The sequence below is a fragment of the Bacillus sp. BF2-3 genome (assembly GCF_008368795.1).
Taxonomy (GTDB): Bacteria; Bacillota; Bacilli; order Bacillales; family Bacillaceae_G; genus Bacillus_A; species Bacillus_A cereus.
Genome location: NZ_QOSA01000028.1, coordinates 15,860 through 32,788 on the forward strand (window position 1 = coordinate 15,860; position 16,929 = coordinate 32,788).

Below are 16,929 nucleotides of genomic sequence, written 5' to 3' on the forward strand. Positions count from 1 at the left end.
CATTTCACCCCTTTAGTTAGCCAACAATTATCTTATAATAAGTTCAGAAAAATGTAAATTTTCAAATAAAAAAATCCATTCTAACAGAATTAGAATGGATTTTTTCGCTTATAAATTTGCAACATCTTCTTCTTTTTTACTATTATTTAAAGCACTATGTTTTCGGCTATATAAGAAGTAAACCGCTATACCAATAACCATCCATATCCCAAAACTAATCCATGCTGTCCCCGATAATTGAAGCATTAAGTATAAACAGAAGATCACTGTTAATGCTGGTAAAAATGGTACAAGCGGAGCCTTAAATGCCCTTGGTAAGTCTGGATGTGTTCTTCTCATTACGATTACCGCAACAGCTACGAGTGCAAATGCTGACAATGTCCCCATATTTACAAGATGTGCTAAAACATTTAAATCTATTAATCCTGAAATCAGTGCCGCAATAATTCCCGTTGTCCATGTATTTAAAAATGGCGTTTTAAATTTCGGATGAACTTTAGCAAGACGCTTCGGCAGTAAACCATCTCGGCTCATCGCATAAGAAACACGAACTTGCCCATACATCATAACTAGCATTACTGTTGTAATTCCTGTAATTGCTCCTACTGAAATTACCCCCGCTAAACCATCTTGTCCAATAAATTGAAGTGCAAAAGCAACTGGATCTGATATATTTAGCTGTCCGTATGGAACAATTCCTGTCAAAATAAGCGAAACAACGATATAAAGAACTGTACAAATTAATAACGATGCAATAATACCAATTGGTAAATCACGTTGCGGACGTTTCACTTCTTCTGCCGCTGTTGAAACTGCATCAAATCCTATAAATGCGAAGAATACTGTAGCCGCTCCAGCCATTACACCATCTAAACCAAATGGCATAAAAGGCGTCCAGTTTTCAGGTTTCACATAATTAAAACCAGCAAAGATAAAAATAAGAACAACTGCTATTTTAATAAATACCATAATGTTATTTACTCGTGCACTTTCACGAACACCCCTAGATAAAAGAACTGTCATCACTAAAATAATTAGAACTGCAGGTAGATCAATTATTCCACCCTTACCTGTACCAGGAGCCGAGGAGAGAATAGTCGGAATATGAATTCCAAACCCCTTTAATAAAGATTGAAAATATGCAGACCAACCGTTCGCTACAGCAGATGTAGCAAGTAAATATTCCAGCATTAAGTCCCAGCCAATTAAAAATGCGAATACTTCCCCCATCGTCGCGTATGTATACGTATACACACTGCCCGAGACAGGAACTGAAGAAGCAAATTCAGCATAACAAAATGCAGCAAAGGCACAAGCTAGAGCGGCAATCGCAAATGATAATATAATAGCTGGCCCAGAATGTTTCGCTGCCACAACACCCGTTAGAACAAAAATACCAGTTCCAACAATTGCTCCGATTCCAAGCATAGTTAAATCTAGCGCGCCCAATGTTCTTGCTAACGTTTTTTGCTTACTTTCTTGCATTAACTTTGCAATTGGCTTCTTTTGAAAAATTTGCTTCATCTTTCACTCCTCCAAGTTTTAAATTTTCTGAAAATTTTTAATTCGCTTTTTTATTTTACTCATTACGCTTTTCCTAGTCAATACTTTTGTCGAAACAAGTAGAAATTCTTCTGAATATGCACAATCCTTATTATTCTTTCTATATATCTTCCCATTATTTTTTTGGTATTATTATACATGTCGATTCCGTGAAAAAGGCATGCCCCCTTATTGAGAGCATGCCTTTTTTACTTATTTCACAGTATATGAACCTTGTTCAATCCAGCTATACATATACTTTTCATCTTCTGTTTCATGTGCTTGTTTTACAATACGAAGCGGACGGAATGTGTCTATCATAACAGCTAATTCAAGCGTCTCTTTCTTCCCTATACTTGCCTCTGTTTTCCCCGGATGCGGTCCATGGGGGATCCCGCTCGGATGAAGTGTAATAGAACCTTCTTCCACACCTTTGCGACTCATAAAGTTTCCTTCTACATAGTAAAGAACTTCATCACTATTAACATTACTATGATAATATGGTGCCGGAATTGACTCTGGATGATAATCGTATAAACGTGGTACGAAAGAGCAAATAACAAAATTATGTCCTTCAAATGTTTGATGTACTGGCGGTGGCTGATGAATGCGCCCTGTAATTGGTTCAAAATCCTCTACATTAAATACCCACGGATATAAATAGCCATCCCATCCCACAACATCTAACGGGTGGTGTCCTAAAACATGTTTATGCATATAGCCTCTTGATTTTGTCATTACGACAAACTCGCCTTTTTCATCATATGTCTCTAATTTTTCTGGACCACGAAGATCTCTTTCACAAAACGGACTATGCTCTAACAATTGTCCGTATTCATTTCGATAACGACGCGGCGTTGTAATTTGGCTATTCGCCTCTACAACAAGAAACTTAGTCTCTCCTTCATCTGGAATAACACGATAAATCGTTCCAATTGGAATCGTTACATAGTCGCCTTTTCTATAGTGAATCGTTCCAAACATCGTTTCAATTTTCCCTGTTCCATAATGAACAAATAACATTTCGTCGCCATCACCATTACGATAGAAATAATCCATTTTTTCTGTTGGACTCACTACTCCAATTAATAAATCTTCATTTCCAAGTATGAAATTCCGTCCACTTATTGCATCACCACTTTTTTTACTTTCTTTCGTTCGAAAGTGGCGATGAGAAAGGGCAACATCCTCTTCATACTGCAACTGACAAGAATGCGATAATGCAGAATGACCTACTTCTGTCGGCATATAATGATGATACAAAATAGACTGCGTACCAGAAAAACCTTTTGTTCCCATTACCTGTTCACGATAAAGCGATCCATCTTTTTTACGAAATTGTACATGTCGTTTATGAGGTAGTTCTCCCATGTGACGATAAAACATGCCCATCACCCGCTTCCTTTTCTTTTTTGATCGTATTACGTAGTGTACCTAAACCAGTAATCGACAGTTCTACAACATCTCCATCTTGTAGCCACTCTTCTGTACCCAGTTCTAAAATACATCCTGTTCCTACTGTCCCAGAACCAATCACATCTCCTGGATATAACGTAACGTCCTCTGAAGCACGTTCAATCATTTCAGCAAATGTATAGTAAATATCTTGGAAGTTTCCTTTTGATAATAGTTTTCCATTTACATGAGCAGTCATTTCTAAATTATATCGATCACCATTACGATAAACGTCTAATTCCTCTTTCGTAACAAGATGTGCTCCTAAAGAAGTTGCAAAGTCTTTTCCTTTCGCTGGACCGAGACCTACTTTCATTTCTGTTGCTTGTAAGTCTCTCGCACTCCAGTCGTTCATAATACAATAACCAAAAATATATTCCTCTGCTTGCTCACGAGAAATATTTCGCCCTTCTCTTCCTATTACGCAAGCAATCTCCAACTCATAATCAAGCTTTTTAGACTTTTTCGGACCAATTACAAAATCACTGGAACCAATTACAGCACGATGATTAGTAAAATAAAAAACCGGAATATCATACCATTCAGGCACAACATCTAATCCTCTTCGTCCGCGAGCTGTTTTTACATGTTGTTCAAATGCGTAAAAATCTCGAATACTACTCGGATTAGGAAGAGCAGCTGTCAATTGTACTTCTTCTAAAGCATATATACCCTTATTTGGATTCTTAATATTCCGCACTACTTCTACATACTCATCCGCTTTCTCTAAAAAAGCAATCATAGAAGAAGGGATTTTCCCTTCACTAGCAAGATTCATATCTATTACTTTGTCACCTTCAAGCCATCCAGCCCGTAGTTCTTTTGAAGGAAGACGAAATGTAACAAATTTCATCCTGATTCCTCCTTATAAAAATGAAATTTCCACCAGCAAAGGGACTTTTGCTGGTGGATACAAATCTTATAAGTTTCCGCGACGCTCTTGTTCTCTTTCAATTGATTCGAATAACGCTTTAAAGTTTCCTTCACCAAATCCACGAGAACCTTTACGTTGAATGATTTCAATAAATAAAGTCGGGCGATCTACAATTGGTTTCGTAAAGATTTGTAGTAAGTAACCTTCATCATCACGATCTACTAAAATCTTTAATTCTTTTAACTTATCAATTTCTTCATCGATTTTTCCAACTCGTGCAGTTAACTCATCATAATAAGTATCAGGTGTATCTAAAAACTCCACCCCATTTGCACGAAGCGCTTCAACTGTTTTAACAATATCACTTGTTAATAAAGCAAGATGTTGTACACCAGCTCCATTATAGAATTCTAGATACTCTTGAATTTGTGACTTTCTCTTTCCATCTGCTGGTTCGTTAATAGGAAACTTAATACGACTTCCATTCGTCATAACTTTCGACATTAACGCCGAATACTCTGTACTAATATCGTCATCATCAAAATGAATCATTTGTTTAAAGCCCATAACATTCTCGTAATAACTAACCCACTCTTCCATTTTTTCAACATTACCAACTACATGATCAACAGCAATTAAACCAGACTCTTCAAATGGAATATTAAATTCTACCTTTTGGAATCCTGGCATAAATGCCCCTTTATAATTTTTACGCTCTACAAGCGTATGAATTGTATCACCATACGTACCAATAACTGCTTTTTTCAATGTACCGTCCTCATCTGTTAATTCCTGCGGTGGAGCAATTGCGACGGCACCACGTTTCACTGCTTCTGAGTATGCTTTATCAACATCATCAACAAGTAGTGCCACATCCTTCACGCCATCACCATGAGTCTTTACAAACTCTGCAATACGATTTTCACTACTTAAAGCTCCAGACACAACGAAACGCATATTTTTTTGCACAAGAACATAAGATACCTTTTCACGGTTTCCAGTTTCTAATCCAGAGTAAGCCACAATTTTGAATCCGAACGCTCTCGCAAGATAATAACTCGATTGCTTTGCATTCCCTACGTAAAATTCCAAATGATCTACATCACGTACTGGAAAAAAGTCCTCCATTTGTGCAGCTAGCGTATCCATAGATTTTTGTTTCATAATATCTTCATCCCCCTGTAAATAGATTAAATGGTCCATACTTAAAACCAACCGAAAACGCTTCCAACGTTAATTAATAGAAATTAGTTAGCAAGCTAACAAATTCTGACCTTTAAAATTTTCTATCTTTTCTGTCAAATTCCTCTTTTTTTCTTACATATAAAATTCGACTTTTTTCTCTTTGAAATAAAGCGGGATTTTATTCAGTGGATTTTTGATTATTCGTTGAATCAAGTTTCAACCGCAACATTTAATTAGCCATGCATGCTGGATAATGAGGTAACTTTAATACTTGAGGGGATATAAGAAGAATATAAAAAAGACTCCAACATATTAACTACTTACTAATACGTTAGAGTCTTTATTTTTTTTGAATGATTGTATTTATATATCTCATACTAATACATTTGCAAGGAATAGAATAAATGATGTTAATATTACCGCTCCACCTAAGGATCCTAATAAATCTGTTTTTGTTACTTGAAACACTTGTTCACTGTTCATATCCCTCATTCTCCTTCCTTTTTTGTTTGATTTAAAACTTCTATTATACTAATACACTTGATAAAAATACGATTAATGCTGTTAATACTACCGCTCCACTTGCTGATCCTACGAAGTCACCTTTTGTTACTTGTAATACTTGCTCTTTCATATCTTTCATTCTCCCTTCCTTTTCTTTTGTTACAAAGCTTCTATTATACTAATACACTTGATAGAAATACGATTAACGCTGTTAATACTACTGCTCCACTTGCTGATCCTACGAAGTCACCTTTTGTTACTTGTAATACTTGCTCTTTCATATCTTTCATTCTCCCTTCCTTTTCTTTTGTTACAAAGCTTCTATTATACTAATACGCTTGATAGAAATACGATTAATGCTGTTAATACTACCGCTCCACTTGCTGATCCTACGAAATCACCTTTTGTTACTTGTAATACTTGCTCTTTCATACCTTTCATTCTCCCTTCCTTTTCTTTTGTTACAAAGCTTCTATTATACTAATACGCTTGATAGAAATACGATTAATGCTGTTAATACTACCGCTCCACTTGCTGATCCTACGAAATCACCTTTTGTTACTTGTAATACTTGCTCTTTCATACCTTTCATTCTCCCTTTTTATAAGTTATCTATATGTAATTTCTAAGAAATGTTTATTTCATAGTTTTTATGTTAACGTTACATTAAATTTGATAACGTAATGTTTGTAACATTAATGTAACATAACTATTATTACGTTGCAATATAATTACGTAAAATTTATTACACTTTTTTTACGTTTTTTTATAATAATCCTCAAAAGCCTTTATTTAATGCGTTTTTCACTAAGTTCACGTTTGTAACATTCGTGTAACATTACAGTCATAAAGTGAAATGTAGTCATATTCCTCTCTATTTTTGTTACAAATCGTTTATTTAGTGACACTAAACCTATCTAATCTTTACTTACTTTTAATATGAGATAAAATACCGTCTTTCCAAGATAAGTTTATATGTTTCCTCTATATAACTATGTATAATAAAAACAAAGAGGTGGTCATTTTGAAATTAATCGCATTAGATATGGATGGTACACTACTATCATCTAATCTTGAAATCTCCAAAGAAAACCTACAAGCAATCCAAACTGCACAAGAAGCTGGTCATATTGTAATGATCTGTTCTGGTCGTGCGAAAGAGGATGCTTTAAAGCTATTGGAAGAATATAAATTATCTCTTCCAGTCGGAGCAAGCAATGGGGCTATTGTTTATGTGGATGGAAAAGTAATTAACTCGCGTTGTATACAAAACGACAAAGTGTACAAACTTGCAAAATTACTAGAATCTGAAGGTTTCCCATATAAGCTATATACGAATAAAGGAGTTTATTCTCCATATACATGGCAAGATCAAGTGATGCAAGCATTCGAAGAAAATAAGCATGCGCTTGATGTTACATTAGAGGAACTTGAACGAATTACAGAAAAGCAAAAGAAATCGAACCTAATTACTGATTTCAAAAAAATAGAAGATGTTGTAAATAACCAAGAACTAGAAATATCTAAATTCTTCATTTTAACGTTTAATGCAGCGCATCGCGCACAACTATTAAGTATATTACAAGAAGATGCTGATATTATGGTTACAGCATCGGCTCCTACTAACTTAGAAATTATGGATAAGAATGGACATAAAGGAAACGGGATACAGCAGATGGCAGCTCATTTTAATATCCCTATTGAAGATACAGTTGCTATTGGTGATAATTTTAATGATGTACCGATGTTAGAAGTAGCAGGCTTATCTGTTGCAATGGGCAACGCTGAAGAAGATGTAAAAAAGCTATGTGATGTTGTAACACTAACAAACAATGAACATGGTGTTGCTCACGCAATCGAGCAATTTGTATTGAAACAAACTTCATCTATTAAATAAAAAAAGGACTCTTTCAATTTGAAAGAGTCCTTTTTTATACGTGATGACAAGCAACAAAATGCTCTGCACCAACATTATGGAATTCTGGTACTATTTTTTTACAAACATCCGTCGCAAATGGGCAACGTGTATGAAAACGACAGCCCGAAGGTGGATTTGCTGGACTTGGAATATCCCCTTCTAGTATAATTCGCTCTCGCTTCACTGTTGGATCTGGTATTGGAACAGCTGATAACAATGCTTTCGTATAAGGATGTAGCGGATTGGTAAATAACTCATCACGCGGTGCTGTCTCCACAATCGTACCTAAATACATAATTCCGATTTTCGTACATAAATGTTCTACTACACTTAAATCATGCGAAATGAATAAATAAGATAATCCCTTTTTCTCTTGTAACTCACTAAATAAATTAATAATTTGTGCTTGGATAGATACATCTAGTGCCGCCACAGGTTCATCAGCTACAATAAATTCCGGATTTAATACCATAGCTCTTGCGATTACGATACGCTGACGTTGTCCACCAGAAAACTCATGGGGATACCGGTCAATATGATAAGGAGCTAACCCACATAACTCCAATACTTCAATTACCTTTTCACGAACATTTTCTTTCGTCGCTAATCCGTGGGCCAACATTGGCTCTCCAAGCGCTTCTCCAATTCTCATTCTCGGATTTAATGAGCTAAATGGATCTTGGAAAACGAGCTGCATATTAGGGCGATGTTTTCTTAATTCATCCTTGGATAAAGAATGAACATCTTTCCCTTTAAACTTCACTTCTCCCTCCGTTTTTTGAACGAGGCGTAAAATTGTTTTTCCTATTGTTGTTTTTCCGCTCCCTGATTCGCCAACGAGACCAAACACTTCACCTTTATTAATAGTAAAACTTACTCCATCAACCGCTTTTACATGCCCAATTGTTCTACTAAATACGCCACCCTTAATTGGAAAATATGTCTTTAGATTTTTCACCTCTAATAATGGTTCAATCATTGTTCCGCACGCTCCTCATATAGCCAGCAAGCTACTTTATGATTTTCATCATTTACATTTAGATTCGGGGCTTCTTTTCCACATATTTCCATACAATGCTCACAACGCCCACTAAAGTAGCAAAACTCACCTAAACCAACTAAATTCGGAACTTGCCCTGGAATAGAATATAGTTTATCTATTCGTTTTCCCATTACTGGTTTTGATTTCAATAATCCTTTCGTATAAGGATGTTTTGGATTTTGGAATATCTCTAGTACTGGGGCTTCTTCAATAACTTTCCCGCCATACATAACGACAACATAATCAGCCATTTCCGCTACGACACCTAAGTCATGTGTAATTAATAAAATCGACGTTTTAAATTCTTCTTTCACTTGTCTTAGTAGATCCAATATTTGAGCCTGAATAGTAACATCAAGAGCTGTTGTTGGTTCATCCGCAATTAATAACTTAGGATTACAACTAAGTGCAACAGCAATCATAATACGTTGTAACATCCCGCCACTCAGTTCATGCGGATAAGAATGGACGATTTCATCAGCGCGGGCTATGCCAACTTTACGAATTAACTCAATTGCCTTCTTATATGCTTCATTTTTACTAAGTAATTCATGCTCCCTTAACGTTTCTACAATTTGCTCTCCTACAGTGAAGACGGGGTTTAGCGATGTCATCGGTTCTTGGAAAATCATCGCAATATCATTCCCTCGTAAACTACGAAGCTCTTTCTCTTTCATTCTTAAAAGACTTTTTCCTTCATATAAAATATCTCCACCTACTACACTGCCTGATTCAGCAATAAGTCCCATAACAGATAACGCCGTTACACTTTTTCCGCAACCAGATTCACCTACAACACAAACAGTTTCACCTTCTCGAACAGAAAAACTAACATGATTCACAGCTTTTACTGTCCCTTCTTCTGTCTGAAAGTGTGTTTGTAAATCTTTCAGCTCTATTACCGCTTTACTCATATCTCCTCACCTACCGTCTCATCTTTGGATCTAATGCATCACGAAGTGCATCACCAAGTAAATTAATTGATACAACTGTTATAAAGATTGCAAAACCAGGCGGAATCCATAACCATGGACGCTTTTGGAAATCGATTAATGAGTTAGCTGCGCTAATCATGTTCCCCCATGATGGTGTAGGTGGAACGACTCCGAGACCTAAGTAACTTAGTGCGGATTCTCCCAAAATAGAACCTGCAACACCTAATGTAGATACGACAATTAAAATGGGTAAAACATTAGGTATTAAGTGATATATAATTTTCCGGTAATCTTTTATTCCTAACACATCCGCAGCTTGCATAAATGCTTGCTCCCTAAGTGATAAAATTTGCCCTCTTACAAGGCGTGCAAGCCCTGGCCAACCTACTAAACTTAAAATAATCATAATGACATACAAACGATAATCAGACGGTACTTTCCACTCTGATAAAATCGCACCCATTATAATAAGTAACGGTAATCCTGGCATCGACATTAAAATATCTGCAAGTCGCATAATAATATTGTCCACAATACCACGATAAAAACCTGCAATCGCTCCTAATAAAGCTCCAAGTATAACCGATAAAACCATTGAAGCTAAACCAATGGTTAATGAAATACGTCCCGCTTGCATAAGCCTTGTTAAAATATCTCTTCCTAATTGATCTGTACCAAGCCAATGAGAAAAACTAGGTGGTTTGTTAATGAGCGCAACTTGTATTTTTCCTGATGCATATGGAGAAAAGAACGGACCGATAAAACAAAATAAAAACATAAAAATTAATGCATAAAACCCTACAAGTGCCATCTTATTTTTCTTTATCTTTTTAAAAGCTTGTCGCCATGGTGATGATTCATTTCTTCTCTTTTTTTCTTTTTTTTCTGTAATTACTGTAACAGTCTCCATTTCTTTCCCCCCTTACTTCAACCGAATTCTTGGATCAACAACTGCATATACGATATCTGCTAAAAAGTTTGAAACGATTGTTAAACAAGAAAGAAACATCGTAAATGCCATCAATACTGTATAGTCACGGAAATTTAATGCTTCTAATTGAATATTACCAATCCCTGGCCAGTTAAAAATTTGTTCAATAATAATTGCCCCAGAAAACAATCCAGGTAATTCAAATGCTAATAACGTAATTGCCGGTAAAATTGCATTTTTTAATGCATGCTTATAAATAACCGTCTTCTCCTTCAAACCTTTCGCTCTTGCTGTTCGTATGTAATCTTGTCTTACAACCTCTAACATACTTGTTCTAAAATAACGAGTTAGCGAGCCGACCCCAAGAAGTGTCAAAATAAATACTGGTAAAATCATATGTTTTGCAACTTCTATCACGTAAGCAAATCCTGTTGAATTACTGCCAACATCAATCATTCCACCTATCGGTAATAACTTAAAGTCAACCGCAAACACCTTAATTAAAAACAAACCGATAAAGAATGAAGGGAATGACATTGCTGCAAAAACACCGATTGTTACAAGTTTATCGAATAAAGAATGTTGCTTCGTCGCCGAGAATACACCGATAATAAGTGCAATTAGCCAAATAAAAAACAATGCAATAATTGCTACACTAAAGGAATTCCAAATAAATTTATTTAATAATGACGTTACAGGCTCTTGATATTGAAGTGAGAAGCCAAAGTCCCCTTGCAATGCATTACCTAACCAATGAAAATAACGCTCAACAATTGGTTTGTTCAACCCATATAACTCCCTCAGTTCAGCTGCTCTTTCCGGTGTAATTTTCGGGTTTGAATCAATATAATCCCCAGGAAGAAGTGCGAACAGGACGAAGATAATAATTGATGTACCAAGCAGTGTAGGAATCATTTGTAACAACCTACGAACAATATATGTTTTCACCCTTTTTCTCTCCAATCTTATGCTTAAAATAGAAGAACATTTTTTCAAAGCGGCACATTACTAACCGAATGAAAAAATGTCTTCTACTTATACATTCTTATCGTTATTTTTCAAATGATAATACTGGTAAGTTTGCACTAATACTGTTGTACTTTTCAGGATCAATTCCTTTTATATTCCCGTTATAACCAGTAATTGTTCTACGGTAGTTTAATAGAATTACTGGTGGATCATCACTTAATTCTTTATACAATTCTTTATAAATAGGTTTACGCTTTTCGATATCTACAGTTTCAATACCTTTTTGAATTAGCTCATCTACTTTTGCATTCTTATAACCAAGACTAGTTTCATTTGCAGTAGACAAATATTCACCAGCTGTTTCACTCGGATCACTTGTAATCGGTGTCGAAACAGAAGCTAAATCATAATCCCCTTTGTTTACCTTAGAAAGCATCGTATTAAAGTCCATAAATTCAGGATTAAACTCTACACCTATTTCTTTATAATTCTCTTTCGCAATCGGAATTAATAAATCACTATCTTTAGCCGAACTTGGACCGAAATAAGAAAGTTTTAATTTTTGACCATCTTTTTCACGAATTCCATCCGAACCAACTTTCCACCCTGCTTCATCTAATAATTTTTTCGCTTTTTCTTTATCGTATTCGTATTTATTAACTCCTTCTTCCGTATAAGCCCAAGAAGTTGGATGAATTGGTACATTGGCTACTGTACCGTATCCTTTTAACGCTGTATCAACATATTTTTTGCGGTCTAATCCGTAAATAAGTGCTTGGCGAACCTTTTTATCCTTTAAGTAAGGCTTATTATTATTCATATAAATATAACTAAATGACGGTGCTGTTTCGATTTGGATATTGGCGAATTCTAAAGCCTTAGCCTGTTCAAGAACCTCATCACCAGTACCTAAGCCAGTATGGTCAACTTCTCCTGTTTGGAATAACTGAAGCTTCGTATCACCAGAAGTAATTTTATAAATGAAGTTTTGAATTTTTGGTTTACCCGCATAATAATTTTCGTTTGCTACAAAACGAACTTCTTGACCTGGAATATACTTTTCAAATTTATATGGACCCGCAGCTAATGGCTTTCCATATAAATCTTTTAAGTAATCTAAGCTTGTATTTTGCTTATAATCTTTTCCATAATAAGCTTTTGATAGTACTGTACCTCCTAAAACAAATATAGCTTGTGAATTCACTTTTTCAGTTGTAATTTTAATTGTTTGTGGATCAACAACTTGAATACCTTCAATTGAAGTTGCTTTTCCTTCCTTATATTCTTTACCACCTTTAACCGCATATTGAGAGATATCTACTTCACCTTCATATGCCTTATCATGTAAAAGCGTCAATGTGAAAGCTACATCATCCGCCGTTAATGGCGATCCATCACTAAATTTCAAATCTTTACGTAAATGGAATGTATATGTTAACTGATCAGAAGAAACGTCCCACTTCTCAGCTAATTCTGGAATTGGTTTCCCTTGTTTATCGGTTGATACGAGAGATGCAAAAATAACTGAAGTTACGTTTCCATCCCAACCATTTTGTTGGAAGTATGGCAAAAATACGCCGCCTGGCTTACTAATACCAACTACTAACGTATCTTTTCTATTCTTCGCTTTGTCTGGCACTTTCGTTTTATCTGTCGCAGCGATCTTTTCAATTTTCACATTTTTTAAATCCTGCTGTTTAACCGGCTCTGTAGAAGCCGCGTCCTCCTGTCCCCCACAAGCAGACAACACAAGCGAACTACTCATTAATACCGAAAATACACCAGCCCATTTTTTTGTCTTTTTCTTCATTGTCCCCACCCTAACTTTTTATGATTATACCCTCTGAACGAATTACCTTATGTATGCCTCCCACAGCAACATTTATAGCCAATCGGAAAAGTCGGTTTTAATCGTAAAAAAATAGACGTTTTTGAGGGGTAACAATCTTATTCCGACCTTTCCGGTAGACTTTATGGTTATTAGCTTATATCGTTCATTATGTTTTGTCAATTCTTTCTAAATAAATATTTTGAGAATTTTTCCAAAATTATCACTCTACATTTATACTTTAAGAAAACTCAGCTATAATTCGTATTAAAAAACTTAAAAATCTACTTCTATTCCTTCAACATGAAACATAGAATACTAATAACCAATTACCAAAAAGGGGGCGAAAATATGGACAACCTATTCCAATACGTCCTGCACTACGTATTATTAACAATTATGATAGTCGGAGCGCTATTACTATTCCCGTTCTTCCCAAAGTTCGTCCTCTTTTTAGCTTTTTTTATCATGCTCGGGATCGCTATTATAATTTCAACGAGAGAAGATGCCACGCAAAAAGAGAGCAGGGTTCAGCGCGTAAAGCTGTAACTTTGCTCTCTTTTCGTTTTCATTCACTAGTCTCTTTTATACATATTTATCCCGCTATTTGCCGGGCAGTAAGAACCCCACCTCAAAATTCAGCGAAAGCAAAAGAAGTTAGGTCGGGGTCGGGCTGCCCGTAAAAGCCCTCACTTTATCTCTCGGGAAATAATTAGCCTTTGTTTTTGTGATTACTCCTATTGAAAAGCCACTAATGACATTTATTTTTCACCTTATCATTTCATACGCTTCACAAGCTATGCAAATTGAGGAACACGGATTTATCTAAGTTACTGTTTCACGTGAAACACATCGTTTCATTTAATCTTTAAAGCAAAATATCATTATGAAAAAGCCACTTCCTCCAACAAAACTGAAAGGAAGTGGCTTTCTACTCTTTACTCCACAATATTCTCTAACTCACTATATAACTTCGCTCGTAACAACTCTTTCATCGTTTTTTCCTCATATAATTTTTCAAGTCTTTCAACATCAGCTACATGTTCCATTTCACATTCTATTGCATATATATCTTCTTCTACATGCATTAACTCATTTTCAATCTCTTCAAGATTCCTAGCTTTTTTCTCTTTTACTGGAACCATTTCAACACTCTTTCTCCCTTGGCGTTTTTGCTTTATTACTTGCTTCTCAAGCTTTTCTTCCCATTTTTGACGAGCCCATGCATAGTTTCCTGCAAACTCAAATAATTTACATTCATCAATCCAGTACGTCTTTTCAAATAACTTATTTAAAAAATAACGATCATGTGAAACAGCTAGGATTGTTCCATTATATTGCTCAAGGGCTTCCTCTAAAACTTCCCTTGATTCAATATCAAGATGGTTTGTCGGCTCATCTAAAATTAGAAAATTGATGTCTTGATACATAAGTTGCGCAAGTCTTAACCTCATTTTTTCTCCACCGCTCAGTTGCGTTACTTTCTTAAATACTGCTGGACCATAAAATAAAAACTTAGCCAATATATGTCTTGCTTCTCCTTCTGTTACAGCTACATACTCTCTAAACGCTTCCAATACATTACTCTTCACATTTCCATACGTATGCTGTGATAAATAACCAATTTTGACACTACTACCAATTCGAATTTCACCAACGTCTGGATTTATTTCTTCTAATAGTAGTTTTAATAATGTAGTCTTTCCTGTACCATTACGACCAACGATAGCCGCACGCTCTTGAAAACGAACATGTAAATTCGCTTGTTCAAATAAAGGTCGTCCAGCAAAACCTTTACTCACTTCTTTCATTACAACAACATCTTTCCCGCTTCTCTCTTGCCCTTCAAACTGAAGACCCATCTGTTTTCGTTCTAAAATTGGCCTCTTTAATTTCTCTATACGTTCTAACGCACGTTCCATATTTCTCGCTCTTTTATGCAATCCTTCATTCGGAGGGTTCGCTTGATTTGCCCATTCACGTAGACGCTTAATTGCTTCTTTCATTTTCTTTATTTTCTTTTGTTGCTCCTGATAAGCTTGAAACTCTTGAAGTAATCTTTCTTCCTTCTCCTCAACGAACTGAGAATAATTCGTATGGTACACGTGAATCTCTCCATCTTCCAAATCAAAAATTTTCGTTACAACTTCATCAAGGAAATAGCGATCATGTGAAATAACTATAACTGTTCCAGTGTATTCTTTTAAAAATTGCTCTAACCATTCAACTGCAAATAAATCTAAATGATTTGTTGGTTCATCTAATAGAAGTAAATCTGGTTTCTGCAATAGCATATATGCAAGGCTTACTTTCGTCTGTTCTCCTCCACTTAATTCCGTAAATACTCTTGAAAATAAGTCTGTCACTTGTAAGCCATTTGCTACCTTCATTATATTTGCCTCGATTTCATAACCACCGAGAAATGCAAATTTTTCTTGAATGACTCCGTACCTCTCCATTAGCTTTTCCAAAGCAGATTGTTCCTGTTCCACCACCATATTTTTTTCTAAAGCATGCATTTCTTTTTCTAATTCCTTTTCTACTTTAAAAGCAGAACTCAATACATCATATACAGTCATAACCTCATCAAACTTCGGAATTTGTGCGACATGACCAATACGTGTACCTTTCTTCATATGGATGGCTCCTGCATCCAAACTCTCCTTTCCCGTTAGAAGTCCAAAGATTGTTGTCTTCCCACTACCGTTACGACCAACTAACCCAACACGTTCACCATTCTTTATTTCAAGCGATATATTTTCAAATATGATGTTTCCACCAAAAGATTTCATTACATTATTTACACTACAAATAGTCATTTTCCGTACTCCTTTCAATATAAAAAACCATGAGAAAGAAACATTCCCCATGGTTTTCGGCATAGAAAAAGGAAGCCAAATAGCTCCCTTTTCACACGTTTATTAAAAATGGGTGAAGAGATTTCTATCGTTCAATAGTCACTATGCAATTGTTAAAAAAGGGCATACGTATCCCGTTAACAACTACATCATGAAAAATCGCACGACAAAAATAAATAAAATCTAAAAATTTGGCACGCGCAGCTAAAGAACGTTTCATCTCATTCACCCCTTTCGTACGGAATTTAATACTTACTTCTTTATTATACTTTCCAATTTCATGTTTGAATAGTCATTTTTCTGAAAATAATGAAGATAGACTAAACATTTCAATAAGTGACATCAAATCTTACAAAACTGTTATGTTCACGTAATGGAAAGCGATAGTACGAAAAGATGCCTCCCTATACAATAAAGATGTAAACAAGCGAGACAAACAAAAGGAGGCAACAAACATGATGAAAGAAATCGTAAAAGCAATCTTTGAGGTATTAGTGAACGGACAAGCAGTTGTAAAAGAACTAAATGAACTATAAAAAGGAGTGAAGAAATATGATGAACATGGTGAAAATGATTTTACACGCTTTAGTCGATGCAAAAGCAGTTAGCCAAGAATTAAACCAACAATAAAAAGGGGTATATGAATATGAAGAAAGCCATTATTATAATTGCAAGCACAGCAATTACCTTATACACAATAAAAAAGAGAAAAAAGAAAAATAATGAAAATGTTCTATATTATCCATACACACTATTAGAGAAAAAATAAAAGACAAGGTACCCTATCGTAATGAGGATATCTTGTCTTTTATTTTTCCCCTATTCCTTTAGAGGATTTCCTTCTCCTTTTCCCGAATGTATTAAGCGGGATTTTTACACATATTTTAA

Annotated in this window: 19 protein-coding genes; 3 read left to right on the forward strand and 16 right to left on the reverse strand. The window is 35.4% G+C overall.

Annotated elements, in window-relative coordinates:
• Positions 1-108: 108 nt before the first annotated feature.
• The 9 genes from DN401_RS20870 to DN401_RS20910 form a co-directional block, all read right to left on the reverse strand.
• Positions 109-1,524: a branched-chain amino acid transporter BcaP gene (locus tag DN401_RS20870; RefSeq protein ID WP_000809361.1), complete on the reverse strand. Its 1,416-nt coding sequence runs from the start codon at positions 1,522-1,524 to the stop codon at positions 109-111.
• A gap of 231 nt (positions 1,525-1,755) precedes the next feature.
• Complete coding sequence (locus tag DN401_RS20875) at positions 1,756-2,928, reverse strand: homogentisate 1,2-dioxygenase (protein WP_013141710.1); 1,173 nt, start codon at positions 2,926-2,928, stop codon at positions 1,756-1,758.
• Positions 2,894-3,850 (reverse strand): fumarylacetoacetate hydrolase family protein, encoded by a 957-nt coding sequence (locus DN401_RS20880; RefSeq protein WP_000674004.1) that lies wholly within the window; start codon positions 3,848-3,850, stop codon positions 2,894-2,896. Before DN401_RS20880 ends, DN401_RS20875 begins: the two co-directional genes overlap by 35 nt.
• A 66-nt stretch (positions 3,851-3,916) precedes the next feature.
• Positions 3,917-5,035, reverse strand: coding sequence for a 4-hydroxyphenylpyruvate dioxygenase (hppD, locus tag DN401_RS20885; protein WP_000810922.1), 1,119 nt, complete (start codon positions 5,033-5,035; stop codon positions 3,917-3,919).
• A gap of 393 nt (positions 5,036-5,428) precedes the next feature.
• Positions 5,429-5,539: a DUF3948 family protein gene (locus tag DN401_RS20890; RefSeq protein WP_001083690.1), complete on the reverse strand. Its 111-nt coding sequence runs from the start codon at positions 5,537-5,539 to the stop codon at positions 5,429-5,431.
• Between the two features lie 43 nt (positions 5,540-5,582).
• Positions 5,583-5,690, reverse strand: coding sequence for a DUF3948 family protein (locus DN401_RS20895; protein ID WP_000664237.1), 108 nt, complete (start codon positions 5,688-5,690; stop codon positions 5,583-5,585).
• 43 nt (positions 5,691-5,733) lie between these two features.
• A complete protein-coding gene (locus DN401_RS20900) occupies positions 5,734-5,850 on the reverse strand; it encodes a DUF3948 family protein (protein WP_000654250.1) in 117 nt (38 codons plus the stop codon).
• Positions 5,851-5,884: 34 nt separating this feature from the next.
• On the reverse strand, positions 5,885-5,992 hold the full coding sequence (locus tag DN401_RS20905) for a DUF3948 family protein (protein ID WP_000664237.1): 108 nt from the start codon (positions 5,990-5,992) through the stop codon (positions 5,885-5,887).
• A gap of 43 nt (positions 5,993-6,035) precedes the next feature.
• On the reverse strand, positions 6,036-6,152 hold the full coding sequence (locus DN401_RS20910; protein WP_000677736.1) for a DUF3948 family protein: 117 nt from the start codon (positions 6,150-6,152) through the stop codon (positions 6,036-6,038).
• Between the two features lie 432 nt (positions 6,153-6,584).
• On the opposite strand from DN401_RS20910, the gene DN401_RS20915 reads away from it, so the two are divergent.
• Entirely contained in the window at positions 6,585-7,457 is an 873-nt protein-coding gene (locus tag DN401_RS20915) for a Cof-type HAD-IIB family hydrolase (protein WP_000766420.1), read from the forward strand.
• 34 nt (positions 7,458-7,491) lie between these two features.
• On the opposite strand, the gene DN401_RS20920 is transcribed toward DN401_RS20915, so the two are convergent.
• The 5 genes from DN401_RS20920 to DN401_RS20940 form a co-directional block, all read right to left on the reverse strand.
• Positions 7,492-8,457 (reverse strand): ABC transporter ATP-binding protein, encoded by a 966-nt coding sequence (locus tag DN401_RS20920; RefSeq protein ID WP_000572377.1) that lies wholly within the window; start codon positions 8,455-8,457, stop codon positions 7,492-7,494.
• A complete protein-coding gene (locus DN401_RS20925; protein WP_000030739.1) occupies positions 8,454-9,434 on the reverse strand; it encodes an ABC transporter ATP-binding protein in 981 nt (326 codons plus the stop codon). Before DN401_RS20925 ends, DN401_RS20920 begins: the two co-directional genes overlap by 4 nt.
• A 10-nt stretch (positions 9,435-9,444) precedes the next feature.
• A complete protein-coding gene (gene opp4C / locus DN401_RS20930; RefSeq protein WP_000451077.1) occupies positions 9,445-10,365 on the reverse strand; it encodes an oligopeptide ABC transporter permease in 921 nt (306 codons plus the stop codon).
• 12 nt (positions 10,366-10,377) lie between these two features.
• Positions 10,378-11,334 (reverse strand): ABC transporter permease, encoded by a 957-nt coding sequence (locus DN401_RS20935; RefSeq protein WP_000860748.1) that lies wholly within the window; start codon positions 11,332-11,334, stop codon positions 10,378-10,380.
• 103 nt (positions 11,335-11,437) lie between these two features.
• Positions 11,438-13,165 carry an ABC transporter substrate-binding protein gene (locus DN401_RS20940; RefSeq protein ID WP_000730692.1) on the reverse strand — a complete coding sequence of 576 codons (1,728 nt, stop codon included), beginning with the start codon at positions 13,163-13,165 and terminating at the stop codon, positions 11,438-11,440.
• A gap of 369 nt (positions 13,166-13,534) precedes the next feature.
• On the opposite strand from DN401_RS20940, the gene DN401_RS20945 reads away from it, so the two are divergent.
• Entirely contained in the window at positions 13,535-13,732 is a 198-nt protein-coding gene (locus DN401_RS20945) for a hypothetical protein (RefSeq protein WP_000369254.1), read from the forward strand.
• Positions 13,733-14,121: 389 nt separating this feature from the next.
• On the opposite strand, the gene abc-f is transcribed toward DN401_RS20945, so the two are convergent.
• Positions 14,122-16,053 (reverse strand): ribosomal protection-like ABC-F family protein, encoded by a 1,932-nt coding sequence (gene abc-f, locus DN401_RS20955; RefSeq protein ID WP_127064216.1) that lies wholly within the window; start codon positions 16,051-16,053, stop codon positions 14,122-14,124.
• A 73-nt stretch (positions 16,054-16,126) separates the two neighbouring features.
• Positions 16,127-16,261: an RAxF-45 family protein gene (locus tag DN401_RS30265; protein ID WP_000830643.1), complete on the reverse strand. Its 135-nt coding sequence runs from the start codon at positions 16,259-16,261 to the stop codon at positions 16,127-16,129.
• 420 nt (positions 16,262-16,681) lie between these two features.
• Between DN401_RS30265 and DN401_RS20960 the strand changes: the two genes are divergently transcribed.
• Positions 16,682-16,810: a hypothetical protein gene (locus DN401_RS20960; RefSeq protein WP_002023099.1), complete on the forward strand. Its 129-nt coding sequence runs from the start codon at positions 16,682-16,684 to the stop codon at positions 16,808-16,810.
• The last annotated feature ends 119 nt before the right edge of the window (positions 16,811-16,929 follow it).